Genomic DNA, 21,122 nt, shown 5'->3' on the forward strand with positions numbered 1-21,122 from the left:
AAAAAGGCGACCATGGTCGCCTTTTTTTATTTGTATCGCTATAATCGACGCATAAGAAAAACTAATTCTAAGTTTGGTGTTTATGTCTCGTCGTTTACCTCCTTTAAATGCACTAAAAGCTTTCGAAGCCGCTGCCCGCCATTTGAGCTTTACAAAAGCAGCAGAAGAGCTATATGTAACGCAGGCTGCGGTGAGCCATCAAATTAAAACCCTTGAAGAGCATTTAGGGTTAAAGCTGTTTTTACGTAAGAATCGTTCTTTGCTGTTAACCGAAGAAGGGCAAGGTTACTTTTTAGATATAAAAGAAATTTTTACTCAGCTGATTGATGCCACAGAAAAACTACTTGCCCGCGGTGCGAAAGGGTCACTCACGGTAAGTTTAACGCCAAGTTTTGCGATTCAATGGTTAGTGCCCAGACTTAGTTTATTTAATGAATTACATCCAGAAATCGACGTGCGAATTAAAGCGCAAGATCAGGATGAAAACTCACTTTCTGACGATGTAGATATTGCTATTTATTATGGTCGTGGCCACTGGAGTGGGGTACAGACATATAAGCTGCATACTGAATATCTAGTGCCATTATGTAGCCCATTGCTGTTAACGGGCCCTAAGCCACTTAATCAACCCAGTGATTTAGCAAATCATACCTTATTGCATGATACCACCCGTAAAAACTGGAAAACCTGGATGAAAACGGCTGGTGTGCGTAATGTACAAGTTAACCAAGGGCCGATTTTTAGTCACTCATCAATGGTATTGCAAGCCGCGGTGCATGGACAGGGGGTTGCCATTGGTAATAGCGTTTTAGCAAAACCTGATATTGATGCGGGTCGTCTAGTTATTCCATTTAATCACTCATTAGAAAGTAAAAATGCATACTATTTAGTGATCCGCGAATCGCAAACAGAGCTTGGCAAAATAGTGTCTTTTAAAGACTGGATGCTGAGCTTAGTAGAGCAAGAACAAGAGTATTAACATGTTACAGTGGTTTAAAAGTGCAACGGGCAAAGCTCGCGCACAGTTTATATTTGCCCATGGTGCAGGGGCAGGCAGTGATTCTGAGTTTATGCAAACAATGGCTAACTTGATTAGTCAGCATGGGATTGATGTAGCCTTGTTTGATTTTCAGTATATGCAAATTGCTAAAGAAACGGGCAAGCGTAGGCCACCCGAGCGTGCTCCTAAGTTACTTGCCTACTTTAGTGAAATTTTAGCCGAGCGCCAGCCAGAATTGCCGCTATTTATTGGGGGTAAATCTATGGGGGGGCGTATGGCTTCGATGCTTTGTACTGAGCAAGACCAAGCTCAAATTGCTGGCGTTGTGGCTTTTGGCTATCCGTTTCACCCACCGGGTAAACCCGATAAACTGCGTATAGATCATTTTGTTGATATGCCATGCCCATTTTTAGTGCTGCAAGGTGAGCGCGATACGTTTGGTGATCAGCAAGAACTCGCTGAACTTGAAATGGTTAACCCACCCGAGATTAAATTTCTAAAAGATGGTGACCACTCATTAAAACCACGTAAAAAAAGTGGCATTACAGAGCAAGAAAACTTACAGCAAGCTGCAGATTATGCAGCGCAGTTTATTTTGAATTTAGCGGCTGGAGATACGCAATGATCAAACTCTATTTAATGATTGGTAGCTTATTTTGCATGCTTTCAGTAATGCTTGGCGCATTTGCTGCTCATGGTTTAAAAAGCCGCGTTTCTGAGTACGCAATTGGAATTTTTAAAACCGCTGCTGAATACCAAATGGTGCATGGCCTTGCACTGATAGCAATTGCTATCTTAATTAAATGGGGTATGAACTTAAGTTGGGCTGGTGGATTTTTTATCGCAGGTACCGTGTTATTTAGCGGTAGTTTGTATTTACTCGCACTAACGGGCATGAAGTGGCTTGGGCCTATCACCCCAATTGGCGGTGTTTGTTTTATTATTGGTTGGGCTATTTTGTTAGTTCAAGCAGCACGATATAAGTTTTAAGGGTTATCTATGTCGAGTGTAGTTATTTATTGTCGCAGTGGTTTTGAAAATGATGCCGCTGCTGAAATTACTTTTCAGGCTGCTGAACAAGGCTTTGCAGGTTACGTAAAAACAAAACCAAATACGGGGATTGTTGTTTACGAGTGTTTTGATGCAAGCCACGGTGAAGAAATCATCAAAAAAGTCGATTTCAAGAATATGGTATTTGCGCGCCAATGGTTTACTGGCGCCTTAGTCGATAACATGCCACTTGAAGACCGCGTTAGTGCTATTGTTGATGCTGCCGCTGAGTTTCCTGAATGTGGTGACCTACGCGTAGAAACGCCAGATACCAACGAAGGTAAAGAGCTGAGTAAGTTCTGCAAAAAGATTTCTACACCTCTGAAAAAATCGCTTGAAAAGCGCTCGAAGGTAACACGCGAAATTGCTGAGAAAAAACCTGTTATGCATGTGTTATTTTTAGCAAACGACAGTGCTTATGTTGGCTATTCATATACATTCAATAATTCGCCTTTCTTTATGGGTATCCCGCGTTTACGTATGCCGAGTGATGCGCCAAGCCGCTCAACGTTAAAACTCGATGAAGCCTTTAACGTGTTTATTCCACCTCATGAAGCTGAAGAACGTATGCAACCTGGCATGCGAGGCGTTGATTTAGGTGCTTGCCCAGGGGGCTGGACATATCAATTGGTGCGCCGAGGTATGTTTGTAAGCGCAATTGATAATGGTCCTATGAACGATGACTTGATGGAAACAGGGCAAGTTAAGCATTTTAGGGTCGATGGTTTTAAATACCGTCCAGAAAAGCGCAATATTCAATGGTTAGTCTGTGACATGGTGGAAAAGCCAGCAAAAGTGACTAACCTTATGATTGATTGGGCGGTAAACGCCTACGCAAAAGAGCTTATTTTTAATCTTAAACTACCGATGAAAAAACGTTTTGATAGCGTTTACGAGTGCTTAAAAATGATTAAAGAAGAGCTTGATAAATATGGCGTAAGTTACGAACTACAAGCTAAGCACTTATACCATGACCGTGAAGAGGTCACGGTTCATTTAAATGTAACTAAGGTGCCACAAAGTTTATACAGTTAATCGCGAGGGCTTAAAAATGGAGAATAGAATAAAGTTACTTGGGCTTAGTATTTTATTTTCCATTTTTTTAACGGCTTGTGGAGGTGGTGGAGGGAGTGAAGAGTCTAATAATGCTGAGAACCAAGCGCCACAAGTAAGTATTTCTGGTGATACTGAGGTCAATGAGCTGGCAACACTTTCATTAAGTGCGTCAGCCAACGATAGTGATGGTTCTATAGCCGACTTTTCTTGGCAGCAAACTGGTGGTCCTTCTATCGATTTTGCAGCAAACGGTCAACAAATCAATGTATCAATTCCTGCAGTAGATACTGACACAGATGTCTCATTTTCTTTGCGCGTTACTGATAATCAAGGCGCAACAGCTACAACCAGTATCACTATTACCATTATTAATGTTAATCAAGCCCCGACAATATCGGTTGCTGGTCCTCAGATATCCTCTTCTAGTAACAATATTTCTCTTAGTGCAAATGCCTCAGATTCTGATGGAGAGGTTATTAGTTATGATTGGCAGCAAACGGCTGGTCCAGATGTAGAGTTTGAAAATGGATCGAGCACAATTAGTTTTACCACACCAAATGTTGCAACCTTAACTCAGCTTGTTTTTTCGGTGACAGTTACTGATAGTTTTGGTGAACAAAGCACGGCGCTTTTTACTATAGATGTAAGCGCAAACAGTGCTCCATCAGTGAGTATAACTGGTTCGCAAAATATTCAAGAAGGGGCTGAAGGAGTATTAACAGCTACGGCAACAGACAGTGATGGTAGTATTATTAGCTATAGCTGGGTGCAAACTTCAGGCCCGATTACCGAATTTACTGCAACTGATAATTTAATAAATTATACGGCCCCTGAAGTAGAAACAAATGATGAAATTACCTTCCAAGTAACAGCAACTGATGATGATGGAGCTACAAGCTCTGCAGAATTTAGTGTTGTGGTTGAAAATTACATAAATCTTGCGCCTGTCATTACCCTCGATGCGATTGCTGATATTACTGAGTTAACGCAAGCTTCTGTCTCTGTGGTTGTTACAGACAGCGACGGGGTTATAGCAGATATTGAGTGGCAGCAATTAAGTGGACCATCAGTAGATTTTGTGCAAAATGGCGAAACTATTACTTTCACAGCGCCAGAAGTGTCTGAAAATACCGAGGTGATATTTCGGATCACTGCGGTAGATGATCAAGGAGCAATATCTTCAGCAAGCCTCACATTTATGATCATTCATGTTAATAAACCACCCACAGTGTCTGATATTGCTATTACTACAGAGTTTAATGAAAGTAGTGAATTTACTATAGACGCGAGTGATATTGATGGGGATGAGTTAACTATTAGTTTTTCTCAGCAGTTAGCTGGGGCGAGTATCACTTTAGTTGATGCAACAACTTTTCGTTATCTTTATCAACCTGCATCAAATAGCATATCGCAAGCGCCTTTTACTGTAACTGTATCGGATGGAACTCAGAGTGCCCAAGCGACAGTGAGCGTGACAATTACAGATACTAGTGCAGCCACTGTTGTAAATGTAAGCCCTGAAGATGCAGCCTCTGCTGTGAGTGTAAATGCTCGAGTTATGTTATCGATGTCTGATGTGATGAAGTCATCGAGTTTAGTTGTTAATAGCGCCAATGGTGTATGTGAGGGAAGTGTGCAATTATCAGCTGATAATTTTGAAACTTGCTTAGCAATCGACTCATTAGAGATGACGGGACCACAAGGAAATGACAATGAATATTTTAACAATATTGAGTTTACAGCTGCTTTTAATCAAGCAACAGAATATGCGTTAAGATTAACCGAAGACTTAGTTAATTTTGCTGATACACCTGCTTTAGCCCAAGTAGTTTCTACTTTTACAACTGGAAGTAATGATTTAAAGATAACTGAGGTTGTCGCTATTCGTTTTAGCAACGACACGCCTTGGTTTGAACTTTATAACGGAACCGATAGTAGTGTTAATTTAGCTGATTACAGTGTACGAGTAAAAAGTCGTGACAGTTCTGATAATAGTATTTCGGCCGCAACAATTTTTAATTTGCCTGACCAAGTGATTGCTCCTGAGGAATATCTCATAGTTCATAGTGGTTTTGGGGATCAATTATTTTACGATACAACTGAGCAAAATAAATCTATCGCTTTTATTGGTGATATTGACTCCACGGTTCGCCCTTATTGGTTTTTGAATGGGTTTGTTGAATTGCTAACGCGTGACTCGGGAAGCACTGTGGATTTTGTTCGATTTGGCAATGACACTACTGAGCCTCTGACGGCAGGACAATGGCAAACAGGCTCAGCACCTGTCATTTCTAATGTAACTGGCTCAAGTATTAAAAGAGATATAGATAACACAGATACTAATTCATCATCTGATTGGCACTATAGCCAATTTACGACACCGGCGGGTGTTAATGATGTTAGCTGCGAAGATGACAGTGATGAAGATGGTATTCCTGACTGTTCAGAACTCCCTGGGTCAACTTTTTCTGGATTACCTCTGCATGCTTGGGGAGCTAGAGTTAATCAAAAAGATATCTTTATTGAAGTGGATTATATGGATAGCAGTGATGCGGGAATAATACCGCACCAAACAGCATTGGAAAAAGTGGTAAGCTCGTTCGCTGAGCAAGGCATTGTTGTTCACTTTGATGTGGGGGATTTGTACCACCAAGCAGGGGGAATATCTGTACAAGATCATGATTTAGGAGGGGGTGATCAAGTAACCTTTAGACAATATACACCTTATAACTTTAACCAAGGTGTTGAGAGTTTGTTTCATTATAAAATGGCAAACTTCGACATGAGACGTAAGCCGATATTTCATTATATGTTAATGGCTAATAGTCGAAACATTGATGGCAGTGCGGGTTCTTCAGGGGTTGCTGAATTAAGTGGTAATGATTTGATGATAAGTATGGGGAATTGGGGGTTATCACTTGATAACGAAATATCTCGAAATTTAACCTTCAACTACCAAGCATCAACGATAATGCATGAGCTTGGCCATAATTTAGGTTTAGAGCATGGTGGTGATGAAAGTACAAACTATAAACCAAATCATTTGAGTATTATGAATTACCTTTATCAGTTGAGAGGATTACCGACGATAGGGGATAATGAGGGAGATCGCTATTATTCGAGTCGCTATCGTGAGAATGCCAATTGTGCCGTACAAACTGCGGATTTGACTAATAGCCCATTTGACTCTCCTGAAAATTTTGTAATGTCTTATTCGCATGGACTCGGAAGTTCCATAGACGAAAATAATATAATAGAGGCTAATGGTTTAAGGTATCCCGGCTCTGCTGCTGTAGATTTTAATTGTAATGCTGATTTGACTGAAACTCTAAGCCAAGATACGAATGATGATACCGCCGTAACAGTGCTAAATGATGTTGATGAGTGGAGTTTGATTGAACTTCGTTTTTATACCTTGTTCTCTGGCAATCGCTTCGGTGTTCATCAGCAAGATAGCGATCAAAAAGACGTGTCGAAGCATATACAACAACGAATGATTGAAGAGCAAGCGCCACCTTTAAAACTTCTTAATGAAATTAAAGCTGCTAGAGAAAAGCAAGGGATTAAGTAGTGAAGTATCTGGTTATATTTTTTATGTTGATATGTTGTGTTGCATGCACACCAGATGTTGAACCTCAATGGCATATGTCATCTAGATTAAATTATGATGGGCAGCCAGTAAACTGGAAATCAGGCTCAGTAATTGGTTGCCAACATTGTAAAATTCAAGAGGGACGTATCGTTGAACCCGATGGGATCTCAATCATATACACTCTATACCAAAGAGGGCAATGGCGGGCTGAATATCGCGAATCACATCAAGCTAGGATTGTTTTAGGGAATAACGCACATGCACTTTTAGTTAAAAATAAAGGTTCAGGCACTGTTTTATTAGAAAATAAACACAAACAAATTTCAGAGCTAGCAAAGATAGGGACCCCATTTATACTCAATATGGGGGAAGAAAGATTTACGGTGGTTATTAGTCAATTTGATGAACCTCGCTTTGGCACCGAGTTATCAGACCCTTTACCAGTTAAATTAAATTATAGTGTATTGAAAAGCCAATAGTTTTCTACTGGCTTTTCAAACATTTTAACTTCGATATTGGCTTCGATAGTTTTCAACCCATAACCGTGTGCCACCGCAAACAGCAACGGGCATAACAATTAGGTTTACGAATGGGATAGCAGTTAAAATCATGACAGCTAAACCAAAGCCATAAGATAATGTTTGCTTTTGCTTTAAGTCATTTTTCATTTCGTTAAAACTAATTTTATGGTTATCGAACGCATAGTCTTCATATTGCACTGCATACATCCAGCAAGTGAATAACACCCATAAAACTTGACCGATCACAGGTAAAATCCACAGTAAGATAAAAAAGCCTATAGCGCGCGGCAGGTAATAGCAAAGTTTTGTCCATTCTCGACCTAACATACGTGGCACATCTTTCATTGTATCGAAAAGACTATCGTCATTAATTTTTTGCCCAGTGAGATAAAGCTCGACTTTTTCACTGAGTAGGCCGTTAAATGGGGCTGCTATAAAGTTTGTTATAACTGTGAAGAGCATACTGTAACTAAATAAAATCACCAGCACAGCAATTGGCCACATTAGCCACTCGAGCCAGCTAAGCCATTCTGGTAATAACGAGTTCATGTAAGCAAAGCCATCGGTGAGCCAGCCATACAAAAAGAACAGCGAACTACCAAAAAGCAGAATATTGATTAATAAAGGAATAAGTACAAAACGTTTCAACCCTTTTTGGCTAATTAACTTAAAGCCAGAAAAGAAGTATTCCATACCTTGAGTGAACTGCACGAGAAAACCTCATCTTATTTCTTGTTGTTTGCAGTATAGGGTTTTGACGATATTTGAACAGCTTTTTTCCGTAACAAAGTGTTTAACTCTTTACATGGACTTACATGGACAGTCACTTTAAGTCGGATAGGCACTCTAATTCTTAATAAAATTTAACTTTACATGGACAGTCACAGTATTTATTGCTCTTGCGGCACAGAAAACTTTGTCTACACTTTAATTACAGCTAATGCATTTCAGATTATCAGTTCAAGGAGTGGACGATGGCTTTAGCAAGGAAGCGGCAAATCTGTTTGTCGAACACCAAATATTATCATTGTGTATCTCGTTGCGTCAGACGCGCTTACCTTTGTGGAGAAGACGCACTCACAGGCAAATCATATGAACACCGCAGAGGGTGGGTTGAACAGCGTCTGCTTTTTCTTGCAAAGGTATTTTGCATTGATGTGTGTGCTTATGCGGTGATGAGCAATCATACGCATCTTGTGCTTTATGTTGATGATAAAAAAGCAAATAGGTTATCGGATAAAGCCATCCTTTTACGCTGGTTTAAGCTCAGTAAAATGACGCCTTTAGGTCAAAAAGCCCTTCATGGTGAGCCGTTAAGTGATGGTCAACAAGTCTTCTTAAATAAAGAGGTTGCAGAATACAGAGCGCGCCTTTCGAGCATTAGTTGGTTCATGCGAATGCTAAATGAATATATTGCCAGACGGGCAAATAAAGAAGATGAATGTACTGGGCATTTTTGGGAAGGGCGCTTTAAAAGCCAAGCGCTCCTTGATGAATCAGCGCTTTTAGCCTGCATGGCCTATGTTGATTTAAACCCTGTTCGTGCTAAAGCTGCGAGCACGCCGGAGCAATCGGACTATACCAGTTTTAAAAAGCGATGCGAAAGCGCGAAGGAGTCAAAGCAACCTAAATTACTAGCTCGTTTTATTGGTGGCATGAGTAAGTATAAATCAAAGGGAATACCTTTTGAGTTAAAGTCATACCTGCTACTTGTGGAGCAAACTGGGCGTTGTATCAGCGCGGATAAGCTGGGATATATAGAGCATCATTTACCTCCTATTCTTGAAAGACTGAATTTCGAAGCTGAAAACTGGTTAACGCTAACAACTCAGTTTGAAAACTTATTTCATGGAGCTGCAGGTCGAGTGGGTGCTATTGAAAGTTATTGTATTAAAACAGCTCGCAAGCGACGAAGTAACATTACAAATAGCCGAATTTTATTAGCGAGTTAAGTTTCTAGGTTTATTTTAACGTGATTTCAAATCGCTAGTATCTTCACGCTTTAAATTTAATTGTTTGAAATAATTAGCCCTAGAAGGCTAAAGTCAAAGCTCTATTCTCTCTGAAGCACACTAGCTAAACATAAATACAGAATAAGTTTAGTAATTTTTTTGACTCAACCTTTATATTTTTAAATCACTGCCTTCAGATTTTAAAAATACAATAGTTGTTGGTTTTAAATGACTGTCCCTTTAAAAAGGCTTTACGAACTCTGAAGTGATCTCTGGTAAAAAATCTATAGGTATAAATTATTAACCTTGAATGGTGTGGTGTAGTTTAGACTTTAGTTTTTATCAACTTGGCGTTTTTTTGGTTACATACTGTTGAACTTAGAGATAGTATGTCGGTCCGAACAGTACCTATAAAATCATTATTGAAAACTACAGTAGAGGATAATGGAAATATCCGATACTATTGTTCACATAGTTAACAAAAAAGACATATAAAAATGGGAGTTTTATGCAGTTAGTCGATTTAAATCCACATGATCCTGAAGTAGTAAGCGTGTTTTCTGATATAGACCGACTCATAAACTCACTATACCCTGTTGCTACCGCTCAATCTTTAAGTGTTGAAGAGCTAGCTGAGCCTAATGTTTATGCTATAGGCTTAAAAAATGAAGATGGTATCGTTGCATGCGGCGCAATCGTTATGCAAGAAGGCAACCCTCCTTATGGTGAAATCCGCCGCTTATATGTAAAACCAAGCTACCGTGGTAAAGGGTTATCACGTCGAATTATGCAGATATTATTACATCAAGCTGGTGAGCAACTAATACCGCTTATTCGTCTTGAAACAGGTCCTAAACAAACAGAGTCAATTAGCTTATATGAAAACTTAGGTTTTAATCGTTGTGGTCCGTTTGGTAATTACAACGAAAATCCACAAAGTTTGTTTATGGAGCTTGGGCTAAATCAGTAATTTAGGTGGTAAGCTATGTTTTAGTGAGGTCATCTTTATTTATAAATTCACCTTACAACTATTGGGCTTTGTTACGCTCTTTCTGATTGCTGCTTGTGGTGATAGTTCACAGGTATCCATTACTTCTCAGAGTAGGCAACCAGACCTTATTATTAATAGTACTAAGCTCTATTTAAACTCATGCTACAGTCTTTCTGGTGTCTTCAACCATAATGGCACTATAAAAACAAAAGTTATTCTTATATTTCCTACTCGTCCTTTAAGTATTTGCGCTGATAAGCAATCGCAGCTGAATTTTGATGGCACCTATCTCACTATAAGAATTTGCCGCACCTCTTTTGGCGCAGGAGGTTGCGGGGTTGAAAAATATCGCACAAAAGACTTCGAAAACTGGCAAGAGTACATAGGTATTACTTGGCATGATAACGAGCAATATGAAGCGTGGAGATGGTTAGGGTCAAATTCTTCAGCCGCTGATGAAATCACAAAAGTAATACCAGCCCATTAAAATCAATATGAAAAGGTAATTTACCAGTACATATATTCTACAGTGACTGTCCCTTTAAATGTGATCCTATTAAATACTATTTTCAGTGACTGTCCCTTGAAATATGGTTTAAAAACATTTAGGGATGTTGATTAGCTTTTCACATCAAAAATCACTCGTTACGAGTAAAAATTCTTGTTGGACTTGAGTCACTATTTTTCTTTTAATGCGCGGCAACAACCCTTGCCGATTTCGGCATTACTAAAATAAAAGAGAAAGATAGATGAAAGAAACAACATCACTAGAACAAGCTCGCACGAGTTACAATGTTCGTCATTGGAGCCAAGGTTTCTTTGGTATTAATGATCAAGGTGATGTGTATGTTGCGCCAAAGGCCCATGCCCCAGAGCAAACCATTGCACTAATTGATATCGCACAGCAGTTACAAGACAAAGGCTTAAGCTTGCCTGCGTTGGTTCGTTTTCCACAAATTTTACATCATCGTGTACATAGCTTATGTCAGGCATTTAACACGGCGATTGAAAATTATGGTTATCCGAAAGACTATTTGCTTGTTTACCCAATTAAAGTAAACCAACAGCGTGAAGTTGTTGAAGAAATTGTTGCAAGCCAAGCTGATATTGAAAAGAAACAATTGGGCCTAGAAGCGGGCAGTAAACCTGAGCTATTAACTGTATTAGCAATGGCAGAAAAAACCAGTGCTGTCATTGTGTGTAATGGCTACAAAGACCAAGAATACATTCGTTTAGCATTGATTGGCGAAAAGCTAGGCCACAAGGTTTACATTGTTCTTGAAAAACTGTCTGAGCTAGACATGGTGCTTAGCCAAGCAAAAGAGTTAAACGTAAAGCCACGCATTGGTATTCGTGTACGTTTAGCGTCGCAAGGTAAGGGCAAGTGGCAAGCAAGTGGTGGCGAAAAATCAAAATTTGGTTTGTCGGCATCGCAAGTACTCAGTGTGGTCAATCGCTTAAAAGCGTCTGATCAACTTGATCTGATCCAACTTGTACACTTTCACCTTGGCTCGCAAATGGCAAACATCCGCGATGTTCGTTTAGGTGTGAGTGAAGCTGCGCGTTTTTACTGTGAGTTACGTAAATTAGGTGCACAAATCGATTGCTTAGATGTGGGTGGCGGTTTAGCGGTAGATTATGACGGTACTCGTAGCCAGTCACATAACTCAATGAACTACAGCCTAAGTGAATACGCTAATAACATCGTATACACCATTGGTGATACCTGTAAGTTATATGAGCAGCCAATGCCGCGCATTATTTCTGAGTCAGGTCGTGCGTTAACAGCGCACCATGCTGTATTGATTTCGAATGTTATCGGCACCGAAAGCTATGTACCTGAAGACATTCAAGCGCCAGCCGCTGATGCACCACTATTATTAAAAAACATGTGGACATCATGGCAGCAGTTAAGTGATGACAATGACGACCGTGCATTAATCGAAATCTATCACGATAGCCAAGGCGATTTAGCCGAAGCACATAATCAGTTTGCACTTGGTTTGTTAGATTTAACAGAGCGAGCATGGGCGGAGCAAGTTAACTTACGTGTATGTTATGAACTTAACAAACATATGGATAACAAAAACCGTTTTCATCGCCCGATTATTGATGAATTAAATGCGCGTTTAGCAGATAAGTTTTTTGTGAACTTTTCATTGTTCCAGTCATTACCGGATGCATGGGGTATTGACCAAGTGTTTCCTGTTCTACCGCTAAGTGGTTTAACAGAAGCACCACAAAAACGCGCCGTGTTACTTGATATTACCTGCGATTCAGACGGTGCTATGGAGCACTATGTAGACGGTCAAGGTATTGAAAGCACATTACCTGTGCCAGCATTTAGCGAAGAAAAACCTTACTTAATGGGCTTTTTCTTAGTGGGTGCTTATCAGGAGATTTTAGGTGATATGCATAACTTATTTGGCGACACACACAGTGCAATTATAAAAATGGATGAGCAAGGTCAAGCGCAAATCACTGAAGTTAACGAAGGTGATACCGTTGCAGACATGATGCGTTACGTACATTTAGATGTAGAAAGCTTCCAGCAGTCTTACGCCCAGCTGGTGGCAGCTAAATTGCCAGAAACTGAGCAGCAAAGCGTATTAGATGAGCTGCAAACTGGCTTAAATGGTTACACTTATTTAGAAGAGTTATAAGCAATGTCGACATTGTTTGACCACACAGATCATTCATTATATTCAAACGGCATGACGTTTTTACGTCAGCCGATGGTGCAAAACATCACTGCAATCGATGCGGATGTAGTGGTGCTAGGTTTACCCTTTGATTTGGCGACCTCAGGTCGCCCTGGTGCACGTTTAGGGCCTGACGCAATTCGTCGAGCTTCAGTGCACCTGGCATGGGAAGAAACCAAGTACCCATGGACGTTTCCGTTGTTTGAGCGTTTAAAATTAGCTGATGCGGGTGATTTTACTTACCCAGTAGGCGACCCAGAATATTTTACCGCGCAGTTAGAATTAGCCGCTGAGCAAATTCTTCGTCAAGGTAAAACATTATTAGGTTTAGGTGGCGACCACTTTGTGACTTTGCCGCTACTGCGTGCCCATGCTAAGCAATATGGTAAGATGGCATTAGTGCATTTTGATGCCCATACAGATACTTACAGCAATGGCTCTCGCTATGATCACGGTACCATGTTTTATCATGCGCCGATGGAAGGGCTTATTGATGTTGATCACAGTATTCAAATCGGTATTCGTACTGATTTTGATCAAAGCAAACATGAGTTTGCAGTGATTGATGCAATGGCAGCTAATGATTTGCCTGCACAAGATATCGCAGAGCAAATTAAAGCACGTGTGGGTGACTTACCTGTGTATCTAACCTTTGATATTGACTGCCTTGATCCCGCATTCGCTCCAGGGACAGGCACTCCAGTATGTGGTGGCTTAACCAGCGATAAAGTACTCAAAGTACTTCGTGCATTGAAAGGCATTAATATGGTCGGTATGGATGTGGTTGAAGTATCTCCATCCTATGACCAAAGTGAACTAACAGCGATTGCTGCAGCGACCATTGCCAATGAGTTATTACACTTATGGACTTTGAAGCATAAATACTAAATGAGAGAGACAAAGAGCGCCATTAGGCGCTCTTTTTTTTGATATTAGATTAAGCAATTAAGCAATTAAGCAATTAAGCGCTTCGAACATCAACCTTTAATTTAAGCTTTTGCCCAGGTTGAATGTATTTTTGCCCAGCTAATGAATTCCATTTAATAATATCTTCTACAGACACATTAAACTTAGCAGCAATGCGCGCTAACGAGTCACCACGACGAACTTTATAGGTAATGGTGCGCTCTTTGATTTGTGTAGCAGCAAGTTGCGACTTTTCCTGTTTATACACAGTTAGCTTTTGACCAACACGCAGTACCGCGTCTTTTTTCAGCTTATTCCATGTTGCAAGTTCAGCTATGGTGACATCGTACTCACGGCTGATATCCCACAGTGTATCGCCACTGGCCACTTTATGGCTAAGTTTTTTACGTGTTGCTTTATTAGCTGCCATACGCACTGACTTTGGTAAATGCTGGCTATTAATCTCACCATCGCTTAGTGGCACAAGTAATTGCTGACCAACACGAATAGTATTCGATGAAAGCTTATTCAGTGTTTTAATCGCGTTTGTGCTTGTCGAAAACTTCTTCGCAATCACAGATAAACTGTCACCGCGCGCAACAATATATTGCTGCCAGCGTAGGCGGTCTTTTTGCTCTGTTTTAGCTAGCTTGTCAGTAAACGCTTCAACTTTATCAGACGGTAATAATAAAAAGTGTGGGCCATTAGGATCCGTCGCCCAGCGATTGAAGCCAGGGTTTAAACGATAAAGCTCTGTTAAGCTAATGCCTGCCATGTCAGCGGCAAGTGCTAAGTCAATTTGGCTCCCTACATTAACTGCTTCAACGACTTGAGCATTAATTATTGGCTGCCACTTAACACCAAATTCGTCACTGCGTTTTACCAGATCAGACAGCGCTAACAGCTTAGGTACGTAGGCAGTGGTCTCTCTTGGTAAATCAAGTGACCAAAAATCCGTTGGTAAATGCTTTTTACGGTTCTTTTTAATGGCACGCAGTAAACGACCTTCACCTGAGTTATAGGCTGCAATGGCATTTAGCCAATCGCCTTCTAAGGTTTTGTGTAAATATGATAAATAATCTAGCGCTGCACGGGTCGATTGCACAATGTCACGGCGACCGTCATACCACCAGTTTTGTTTTAAATCGAAACGCTCACCGGTTTGTGGCATAAATTGCCAAATGCCAGAAGCACTGCGATGTGAATAACCAAATGGATCAAACGCACTTTCCACAATAGGTAAAAGTGCGATTTCGATTGGCATCTGACGCTTTTCGACTTCTTCTACAATAAAGTATAAGTAAGGCTCAGCTCGCTTAGAGATACGATCTAAATAGGCCTGATGACGCGCATAATAGTTACGCTCAGCAACAACTGGGCGGTTTTGTGGCACATCAATCGAAAGCTGATAGCGAATACGTTCCCATACATCATCAAATACAGGAGGCGGCTCATCAATATCGGTTAATTGTTGATATTGAGCGTTGATCATCAATGCATCATTGATATCGCTCGGACTTGCGCCGTCTAATTGTTGCTCAACATTATTGCTCGCAACATCTGTACTTGCTGAATCAGAAGCTGTCAATTGACAGCCACTTAAAATCAGCGCAAGTGATAAAACTAAAGGAGACTTATACATATATACCCATACATCAGGTAAAAAAACTCGGCGAATATTACCTGCTCTGAGAACATATTGCCACTTTATGACCAGTTTATGTCAGCTTATTATTGCAAGATGCTGATCTAAATATACAAAATTGTAACTACCGGCGTTTACGTTTTTTAAAAGTTATCTTTCCAGGCTCTGAGACCTGCAAAGCGTTGCCAAGGTTCATTCAGATCCAAATTAATTTTTAGCTCATCAGGCAGCTCATCAGTGATTGTTGCTATATTGCTACGTAAAAATGGATTTATTTGTTTTTCCACGCCTAACTGGGTTGGCAAGCTTATTTCGTCTTTGGCGCGCAGAGTATCAACTTCATCACTGTAGTTGAGAAGGTATTCGTTATTTGGCTCTACAGCTTTTGCGAAGGCTAAGTTGGCTTGCGTGTATTCATGGGTGCAGTAGATTTTACACTCATCTGGCAGGGCTCTTAGTTTACATAACGAGTGCCACATTTGTTCTGCGCTGCCTTCGAATAATCGTCCGCAGCCAGCACTGAATAAGGTGTCGCCAGTAAAACTTAATTCGTCGTTAATGTAACAAATATGGTCTAGGGTATGACCAGGTGTTGCAAGCACGGTAAAGGTGTAATCATACACAGTGACTTTATCCGCTTCTGATACGCCATGAGTAATACCTTTAAAAGGGCTATGTCTTGGCCCATAAACCGGAATATCACGAAATTCCTTAACCAGTGCAGCCACACCATCGGTATGATCATAATGGTGATGAGTAATCAAAATACCGCTAAGTGTTAAGTTATGCTCGCTCAGATAGTTTAAAACAGGCTCTGCTTGACCGGGATCGACGACCCAGGCTGTTTGCTCAGCTTCATTGCTGATGCACCAGATGTAATTATCAGAAAAGGCTTTAATTGCTTTAACTTGCACCATGTTTAATTGCTCTATAAAGTGACAGTTAACACACAGTATAACGAGCTCAGAAAATGAAACCAGCCCTTAGTTTTCAAGAAGGTCCTAAGCCATACACTTGGCAGCAGTTCCCTCATGGTGACTATTTACGTGCTGAAATTGAACGTAAGCTAACGCCATGGCTGCCACGCATGTTTGGCTATCACATGCTCAAACTTGGTAATTTAAGTGGTGAGCTGGCAACCAGTGAAAGTCCTATAAAGCATCAAGTTTGTGTCGCAGAGCAGGGGTTATTTACCGGTGTTATTGCTGATGTAGACGAGCTACCTTTTTATGAGCACAGTGTTGATGCTTGCATATTGTCGCATTGCTTAGAATATCATTCTGATCCACACCACATCTTACGCGAAGCACATCGTACTTTAATTCCCGGTGGTTATCTGGTGATCACGGGCTTTAATCCGTTTAGCTTGTGTGGCTTGGCGCAGCTTTTACCTTTTAGTCGCCAAAAGTTACCTTGGACAGGACGCTTTTTTACGCCATCACGAGTAAAAGACTGGTTGAATCTATTAGGCTTTGAGATTATTTCGGACGAGCGATTTATCCATTCATCGCTTGCAAGAGGCAACCGTTTGTCACGTTTTGCGGCGTGGCGCAGTTTTGGCCAGCAATATTTAAAGCCAATGGGCAGTGTGTATATGCTGGTGGCTCGAAAACGTGTGGCCCCGCTGACACCAATTAAACCTAAATGGCATGCAAGGCCGCAATTTTCGCCAGTGAAAGGAGCAGGGCTCAGGCAAACATCAAAGCAGCACTGTGAGCGGGATAGCTAAATAGTGTTGTTGCGTACCTGTTTTGCTTGGGTACTGACCTGCACGAATATTTAATTGAATAGAAGGGTGCAACAGCTTTGGTACCGCTAAGGTTGCATCGCGGCCTTCCCGAGTCGCAATAAAGCTTTGTTTATCGCCTTTTAAATGAATGTTTTGCTCACGCTGCTCTTTCACTGTGGTTTTGTTCGCCAGCGGACGGCCATCTGGTTGATAGTCATGACACATCCAAAGTACCGTATCGTCAGGAAACGCTAAAATTCGCTGTAGTGAGTCATATAACTCACCGGCACTGCCTCCTGGGAAATCACAGCGGGCTGTGCCACTGTCTGGCATAAAGAAGGTGTCACCAACAAATACATTGCCATCAATGTGAAAACACACGCTGTCAGGGGTATGGCCCGGTGTGGCAATCACATCTACTGTGTAATCACCTAACTGAAATAGTGCTTTATCAGCAAATAACGCATCAAAAGGTTCACCATTACATGGTATATTAAGATTATAAAGTTGGCTAAAGTGCTGTTGCACTTGTGTGATCCCTTTACCCGTGCCGAGTTTACAAGGGTGTGTGTCTTGTAATTGCTGCTTTATGTAACTTGCTGCGGTGATATGGTCAGCATGGGCATGAGTTTCAAGTAGCCATTGCAATGTCAGCTGCTCAGTCTTTATGTAGCTGATGATCTCATTGGCTGTGATAAAACTTAACTCACCACTTGGCATATCAAAATCAGCTGGCGCATCAATTAGCAAGCACTGCTTAGTGCTTTCGCAACTGACTAAGTAGCAGAGAGTGGCGCTTTGTTGATGAAAAAAAGAGTGAATGCGCAGAGCCATAATGAATCCTTTATATTTCGTTATAGCCAAATCTTATAACATATAACAAAAATATAAAACGACCTGCGCCAAGTTTATTTCAAGGGGCTTTTAATTACCGTCGTAACCTGTGTCTTCAAGTAATTGATCGCTGCCAGCTGCTTCGCGGGCAAGATCGTCAACAATCTCATTGTATTTATTGCCGCTATGACCTTTTACCCAACGCCATTCTATGCTGTGTTGTTGGCAGGCAGCATCTAGTCGTTTCCATAAATCGACATTCTTAACTGGTTTTTTAGCCGCGGTTTTCCAGCCGCGCTTTTTCCAATTATCAACCCATGACTCAATACCTTGTTTCACATATTGGCTATCGGTTGTCAGAATGACATTACAAGAGCGGGTGAGGGTTTCAAGTGCAACGATAGCAGCGAGCATTTCCATCCGATTATTGGTTGTTAGGGTATAGCCTTGGCTTAATTGCTTTTCGTGACCGTTGTATCGCATCACGATGCCATACCCTCCAGGCCCTGGATTTCCTAAACATGATCCATCGGTGTAAATCTCTACGGTTTTCTGCACTGTTTTACCTTGATATTGTGTACAATAAAGTGAATATAGAAAGATACCAGAGTCAGGCTTAAGACGATATGGCACATAGACAAATAGTTTTAGATACAGAAACCACGGGTATTGACCCAAAGCAAGGCCACCGCATTATTGAAATCGGTTGTGTTGAACTTGTAAATCGCCGTCTTACTGGCAACAACTTTCATGTGTATATCAATCCACAACGTGAGATAGAAGAAGAAGCAATAGACGTACACGGTATCACCAATGAATTTTTGCGTGATAAACCCCTGTACCATCAAATTGCCCATGAGTTTTTAGAGTATATTCGTGGCGCTGAGCTTGTTATTCATAACGCAGCGTTCGATATCGGCCACATGGACAATGAGTTTGCATTGTTAAATCAAGGTTTTCCTAATACTGCCGATGTATGTAGTGTACTTGATACGTTAAAAATGGCGCGTGACTTGCACCCAGGTCAAAAGAATAACCTTGATGCACTTTGTCGTCGTTACGATATTGATAACTCAAAGCGTACTTTACACGGCGCATTACTGGATTCTGAGATCCTAGCCGATGTTTACCTGTCGATGACGGGTGGACAAGTAAAGCTGAACCTTAATCAAAATAAAGATGAAGGCTCAACCCAACAAACGGGTGGTATTCGCCGACTGAGTGCTGATAGAGCACCGCTTGTGGTATTAAGAGCAACAGAACAAGAGCACGCCGCTCACGAAGAACGTTTAGACTTGGTTGCAAAGGGTGGCCAATGCTTATGGCGTGCAGAATAAGGTAATAAAATGAGAAAACAGCTACTAGCAGGATTAGTGTGTTTAATTCCCTTCACGGGATTTGCCAACGAGCAAAATAAAATAACCCCATTAGAACGTGATGGGGTGCAAAATGAAATTCCCCTGCTAGAGAACCGTTTTCGTATCGATCACAAAATCGATAAAGTAACTTTACTCTTCTTTCGTAAGCGCGGTGCCCCTGCCGTTGTGTTAGTTCGCCCTGACGGCACTAAGTATTATGCAACTGACTCAGTTAAAAATGATGACCTCGACTGGTATGATGAATTGAGCTATGACTTGGTAACGATAAGCAACCCAATGCCAGGCCCCTGGCAAGTGGTCGGCAGTATCTTGCCTGATAGCCGTATTATGGTGCTGGGTGAAATAGAGCTTAATGTTGATCCACTCCCGCCCATGCTGTTTCGTGGCGAAACAGTAAAACTAACGGGCCGCGTATTAAATGACGGTGAGCCAATAGAAGTTGGTCAGTTTAGAGATGTGATCAGTTTGCACGTTGATTTTGTCAGCACTAATAATAGTGATTACGCAAACTTTGGTGCAGGTACGCAAAGTGTTACTGACTTTAAAGATGATGGCCGTGGCTTTGATGAGCGTCCGCTTGATGGTGTGTTTACCGGTGAGTTTAAACTGGTCTTTCCGGCAGGTGAGTGGCAGCCAGAGCTATATATAGAAACACCTATACTAAAGCGTACCGTGGTGCAAAAACCGATAGTCGTGCATGAGCCGCCTTTTGATTATGAAATAGCCCTTGCTGAGCAAGATGAAGATGACCACATTTTAACAATCACCTTAAACCCTGAAATCGTCAAACCAGAAACTGTGCTCATTCAAGGGAAAATTTATTACCCTAATAATGAAGAGCAAATGTTCTCTTTAGATGCTGATAAATCGCAAACACGGGAACTGGCCATTAAAAATTATGATTGGGGACGATACAGTGTTGAGCTCTCTGTATTTGGTAGCAACATAAATGACCGTGAATTTATGGCGACGTTACCGACGTATAAATTTGAAATTGAGCGACCAATTGAAGCTGTACCAGAAATTGTTCGCCCAGAAATTGATTTAGAAGCGCAAGCAGAGCAACAACGAATTATTGAAGAAGAACAAAAAGCGTCCACCATGCTGATGGTGACCTTAATTGTTGTTGGAAATTTAACCGTACTTTTATTAGGTTGGCTGGCAATTAGAATTTTTGTTCAGAAGAAACCGCTGAAATTTAAAATTTCATTACCGTTTTTAAAGAAAAAAAATCAAACCGAAAATGATGAGCAAGCAACGAATGAAAATGAAGTTGGCAAAAACGGCTCAAAAAATGATAAATCAGGTGAAATTTTAAACCTTTCGATGTCAGATGACTAAAAAACCTGTAAAAATACAAAAAACCCCTTGACGAACTAGAGGGTGATTCGTATTATTCACGCCGCTGTCAGGGGAGACTCAGTCAGCAACGAAAATGTGGAGTGGTAGTTCAGTTGGTTAGAATACCGGCCTGTCACGCCGGGGGTCGCGGGTTCGAGTCCCGTCCACTCCGCCAATTTTCGACAATTTGTAAGTATGCGCTGGAGTGGTAGTTCAGTTGGTTAGAATACCGGCCTGTCACGCCGGGGGTCGCGGGTTCGAGTCCCGTCCACTCCGCCAATTACTTACACAACTTATGGTTGTAAAACATTTTCCTTTGCGGAGTGGTAGTTCAGTTGGTTAGAATACCGGCCTGTCACGCCGGGGGTCGCGGGTTCGAGTCCCGTCCACTCCGCCAATAGGAAAAATAAATAGCATTAGATAC

Annotated in this window: 19 protein-coding genes and 3 tRNA genes; 17 read left to right on the top strand and 5 right to left on the bottom strand. The window is 41.2% G+C overall.

Annotated features, from left to right (window positions below):
• Window positions 1–82 precede the first annotated feature (82 nt).
• From L1272_RS14790 to L1272_RS14815, 6 genes are read left to right on the top strand one after another with little or no spacing between them, the layout of a single operon-like run.
• Entirely contained in the window at window positions 83–979 is an 897-nt protein-coding gene (locus L1272_RS14790) for a transcriptional regulator GcvA (protein WP_063706073.1), read from the top strand.
• A gap of 1 nt (window position 980) precedes the next feature.
• Complete coding sequence (locus tag L1272_RS14795) at window positions 981–1,625, top strand: alpha/beta family hydrolase (protein WP_194441631.1); 645 nt, start codon at window positions 981–983, stop codon at window positions 1,623–1,625.
• Window positions 1,622–1,990 (top strand): DUF423 domain-containing protein, encoded by a 369-nt coding sequence (locus L1272_RS14800; protein ID WP_054551639.1) that lies wholly within the window; start codon window positions 1,622–1,624, stop codon window positions 1,988–1,990. Before L1272_RS14795 ends, L1272_RS14800 begins: the two co-directional genes overlap by 4 nt.
• 9 nt (window positions 1,991–1,999) lie before the next feature.
• The gene (rlmM, locus tag L1272_RS14805; RefSeq protein ID WP_138602676.1) at window positions 2,000–3,085 is read left to right on the top strand and encodes a 23S rRNA (cytidine(2498)-2'-O)-methyltransferase RlmM; all 1,086 of its coding nucleotides are present in this window, start codon (window positions 2,000–2,002) and stop codon (window positions 3,083–3,085) included.
• A 16-nt stretch (window positions 3,086–3,101) separates the two neighbouring features.
• A complete protein-coding gene (locus L1272_RS14810; protein ID WP_194441630.1) occupies window positions 3,102–6,677 on the top strand; it encodes a PKD domain-containing protein in 3,576 nt (1,191 codons plus the stop codon).
• Window positions 6,677–7,177: a hypothetical protein gene (locus L1272_RS14815; protein ID WP_138602671.1), complete on the top strand. Its 501-nt coding sequence runs from the start codon at window positions 6,677–6,679 to the stop codon at window positions 7,175–7,177. Before L1272_RS14810 ends, L1272_RS14815 begins: the two co-directional genes overlap by 1 nt.
• 24 nt (window positions 7,178–7,201) lie before the next feature.
• Here the strand turns inward: L1272_RS14815 and cysZ are convergent, their stop codons facing one another.
• Window positions 7,202–7,912: a sulfate transporter CysZ gene (gene cysZ / locus L1272_RS14820; protein WP_206004105.1), complete on the bottom strand. Its 711-nt coding sequence runs from the start codon at window positions 7,910–7,912 to the stop codon at window positions 7,202–7,204.
• A gap of 281 nt (window positions 7,913–8,193) precedes the next feature.
• Here cysZ and L1272_RS14825 point away from each other — a divergent pair, with 281 nt between their 5' ends.
• The 5 genes from L1272_RS14825 to speB all read left to right on the top strand — a co-directional run bounded on the left by L1272_RS14825 (window position 8,194) and on the right by speB (window position 13,752).
• Entirely contained in the window at window positions 8,194–9,171 is a 978-nt protein-coding gene (locus tag L1272_RS14825) for a transposase (protein ID WP_235373741.1), read from the top strand.
• Between the two features lie 508 nt (window positions 9,172–9,679).
• Window positions 9,680–10,141, top strand: a complete 462-nt coding sequence (locus tag L1272_RS14830) for a GNAT family N-acetyltransferase (protein WP_054551633.1) — start codon at window positions 9,680–9,682, stop codon at window positions 10,139–10,141.
• Window positions 10,142–10,202: 61 nt separating this feature from the next.
• Window positions 10,203–10,649, top strand: a complete 447-nt coding sequence (locus L1272_RS14835) for a hypothetical protein (RefSeq protein ID WP_199529286.1) — start codon at window positions 10,203–10,205, stop codon at window positions 10,647–10,649.
• 262 nt (window positions 10,650–10,911) lie between these two features.
• Window positions 10,912–12,825, top strand: a complete 1,914-nt coding sequence (gene speA, locus L1272_RS14840) for a biosynthetic arginine decarboxylase (RefSeq protein ID WP_135924153.1) — start codon at window positions 10,912–10,914, stop codon at window positions 12,823–12,825.
• A gap of 3 nt (window positions 12,826–12,828) precedes the next feature.
• Entirely contained in the window at window positions 12,829–13,752 is a 924-nt protein-coding gene (gene speB, locus L1272_RS14845) for an agmatinase (protein ID WP_166338923.1), read from the top strand.
• A 73-nt stretch (window positions 13,753–13,825) separates the two neighbouring features.
• Here speB and L1272_RS14850 read toward each other — a convergent pair whose 3' ends face one another.
• Together L1272_RS14850 and gloB are read right to left on the bottom strand one after the other, a co-directional pair.
• A complete protein-coding gene (locus tag L1272_RS14850; RefSeq protein ID WP_138601830.1) occupies window positions 13,826–15,412 on the bottom strand; it encodes a LysM peptidoglycan-binding domain-containing protein in 1,587 nt (528 codons plus the stop codon).
• Window positions 15,413–15,558: 146 nt separating this feature from the next.
• A complete protein-coding gene (gene gloB / locus L1272_RS14855) occupies window positions 15,559–16,332 on the bottom strand; it encodes a hydroxyacylglutathione hydrolase (RefSeq protein ID WP_138601833.1) in 774 nt (257 codons plus the stop codon).
• 53 nt (window positions 16,333–16,385) lie between these two features.
• Between gloB and L1272_RS14860 the strand changes: the two genes are divergently transcribed.
• Window positions 16,386–17,144 carry a class I SAM-dependent methyltransferase gene (locus L1272_RS14860; RefSeq protein WP_054551627.1) on the top strand — a complete coding sequence of 253 codons (759 nt, stop codon included), beginning with the start codon at window positions 16,386–16,388 and terminating at the stop codon, window positions 17,142–17,144.
• Here the strand turns inward: L1272_RS14860 and L1272_RS14865 are convergent.
• Both L1272_RS14865 and rnhA read right to left on the bottom strand, forming a co-directional pair.
• Window positions 17,115–17,978 (bottom strand): MBL fold metallo-hydrolase, encoded by an 864-nt coding sequence (locus L1272_RS14865; RefSeq protein ID WP_166338921.1) that lies wholly within the window; start codon window positions 17,976–17,978, stop codon window positions 17,115–17,117. The genes L1272_RS14860 and L1272_RS14865 overlap by 30 nt on opposite strands.
• A gap of 90 nt (window positions 17,979–18,068) precedes the next feature.
• Entirely contained in the window at window positions 18,069–18,536 is a 468-nt protein-coding gene (rnhA, locus tag L1272_RS14870; protein WP_138601837.1) for a ribonuclease HI, read from the bottom strand.
• A gap of 68 nt (window positions 18,537–18,604) precedes the next feature.
• Here rnhA and dnaQ point away from each other — a divergent pair, with 68 nt between their 5' ends.
• From dnaQ to L1272_RS14895, 5 genes are all read left to right on the top strand, one after another.
• Entirely contained in the window at window positions 18,605–19,315 is a 711-nt protein-coding gene (gene dnaQ, locus L1272_RS14875) for a DNA polymerase III subunit epsilon (protein ID WP_119852045.1), read from the top strand.
• Between the two features lie 9 nt (window positions 19,316–19,324).
• Window positions 19,325–20,698, top strand: coding sequence for a TIGR03503 family protein (locus L1272_RS14880; protein ID WP_166338919.1), 1,374 nt, complete (start codon window positions 19,325–19,327; stop codon window positions 20,696–20,698).
• Window positions 20,699–20,796: 98 nt separating this feature from the next.
• A tRNA-Asp gene (locus L1272_RS14885) sits at window positions 20,797–20,873 on the top strand.
• A 27-nt stretch (window positions 20,874–20,900) separates the two neighbouring features.
• A tRNA-Asp gene (locus L1272_RS14890) sits at window positions 20,901–20,977 on the top strand.
• Between the two features lie 41 nt (window positions 20,978–21,018).
• Window positions 21,019–21,095: transfer RNA gene (locus tag L1272_RS14895), tRNA-Asp, on the top strand.
• Window positions 21,096–21,122: the final 27 nt, after the last annotated feature.

Source organism: Pseudoalteromonas sp. PAST1 (assembly GCF_021532515.1).
GTDB lineage: Bacteria > Pseudomonadota > Gammaproteobacteria > Enterobacterales > Alteromonadaceae > Pseudoalteromonas > Pseudoalteromonas simplex.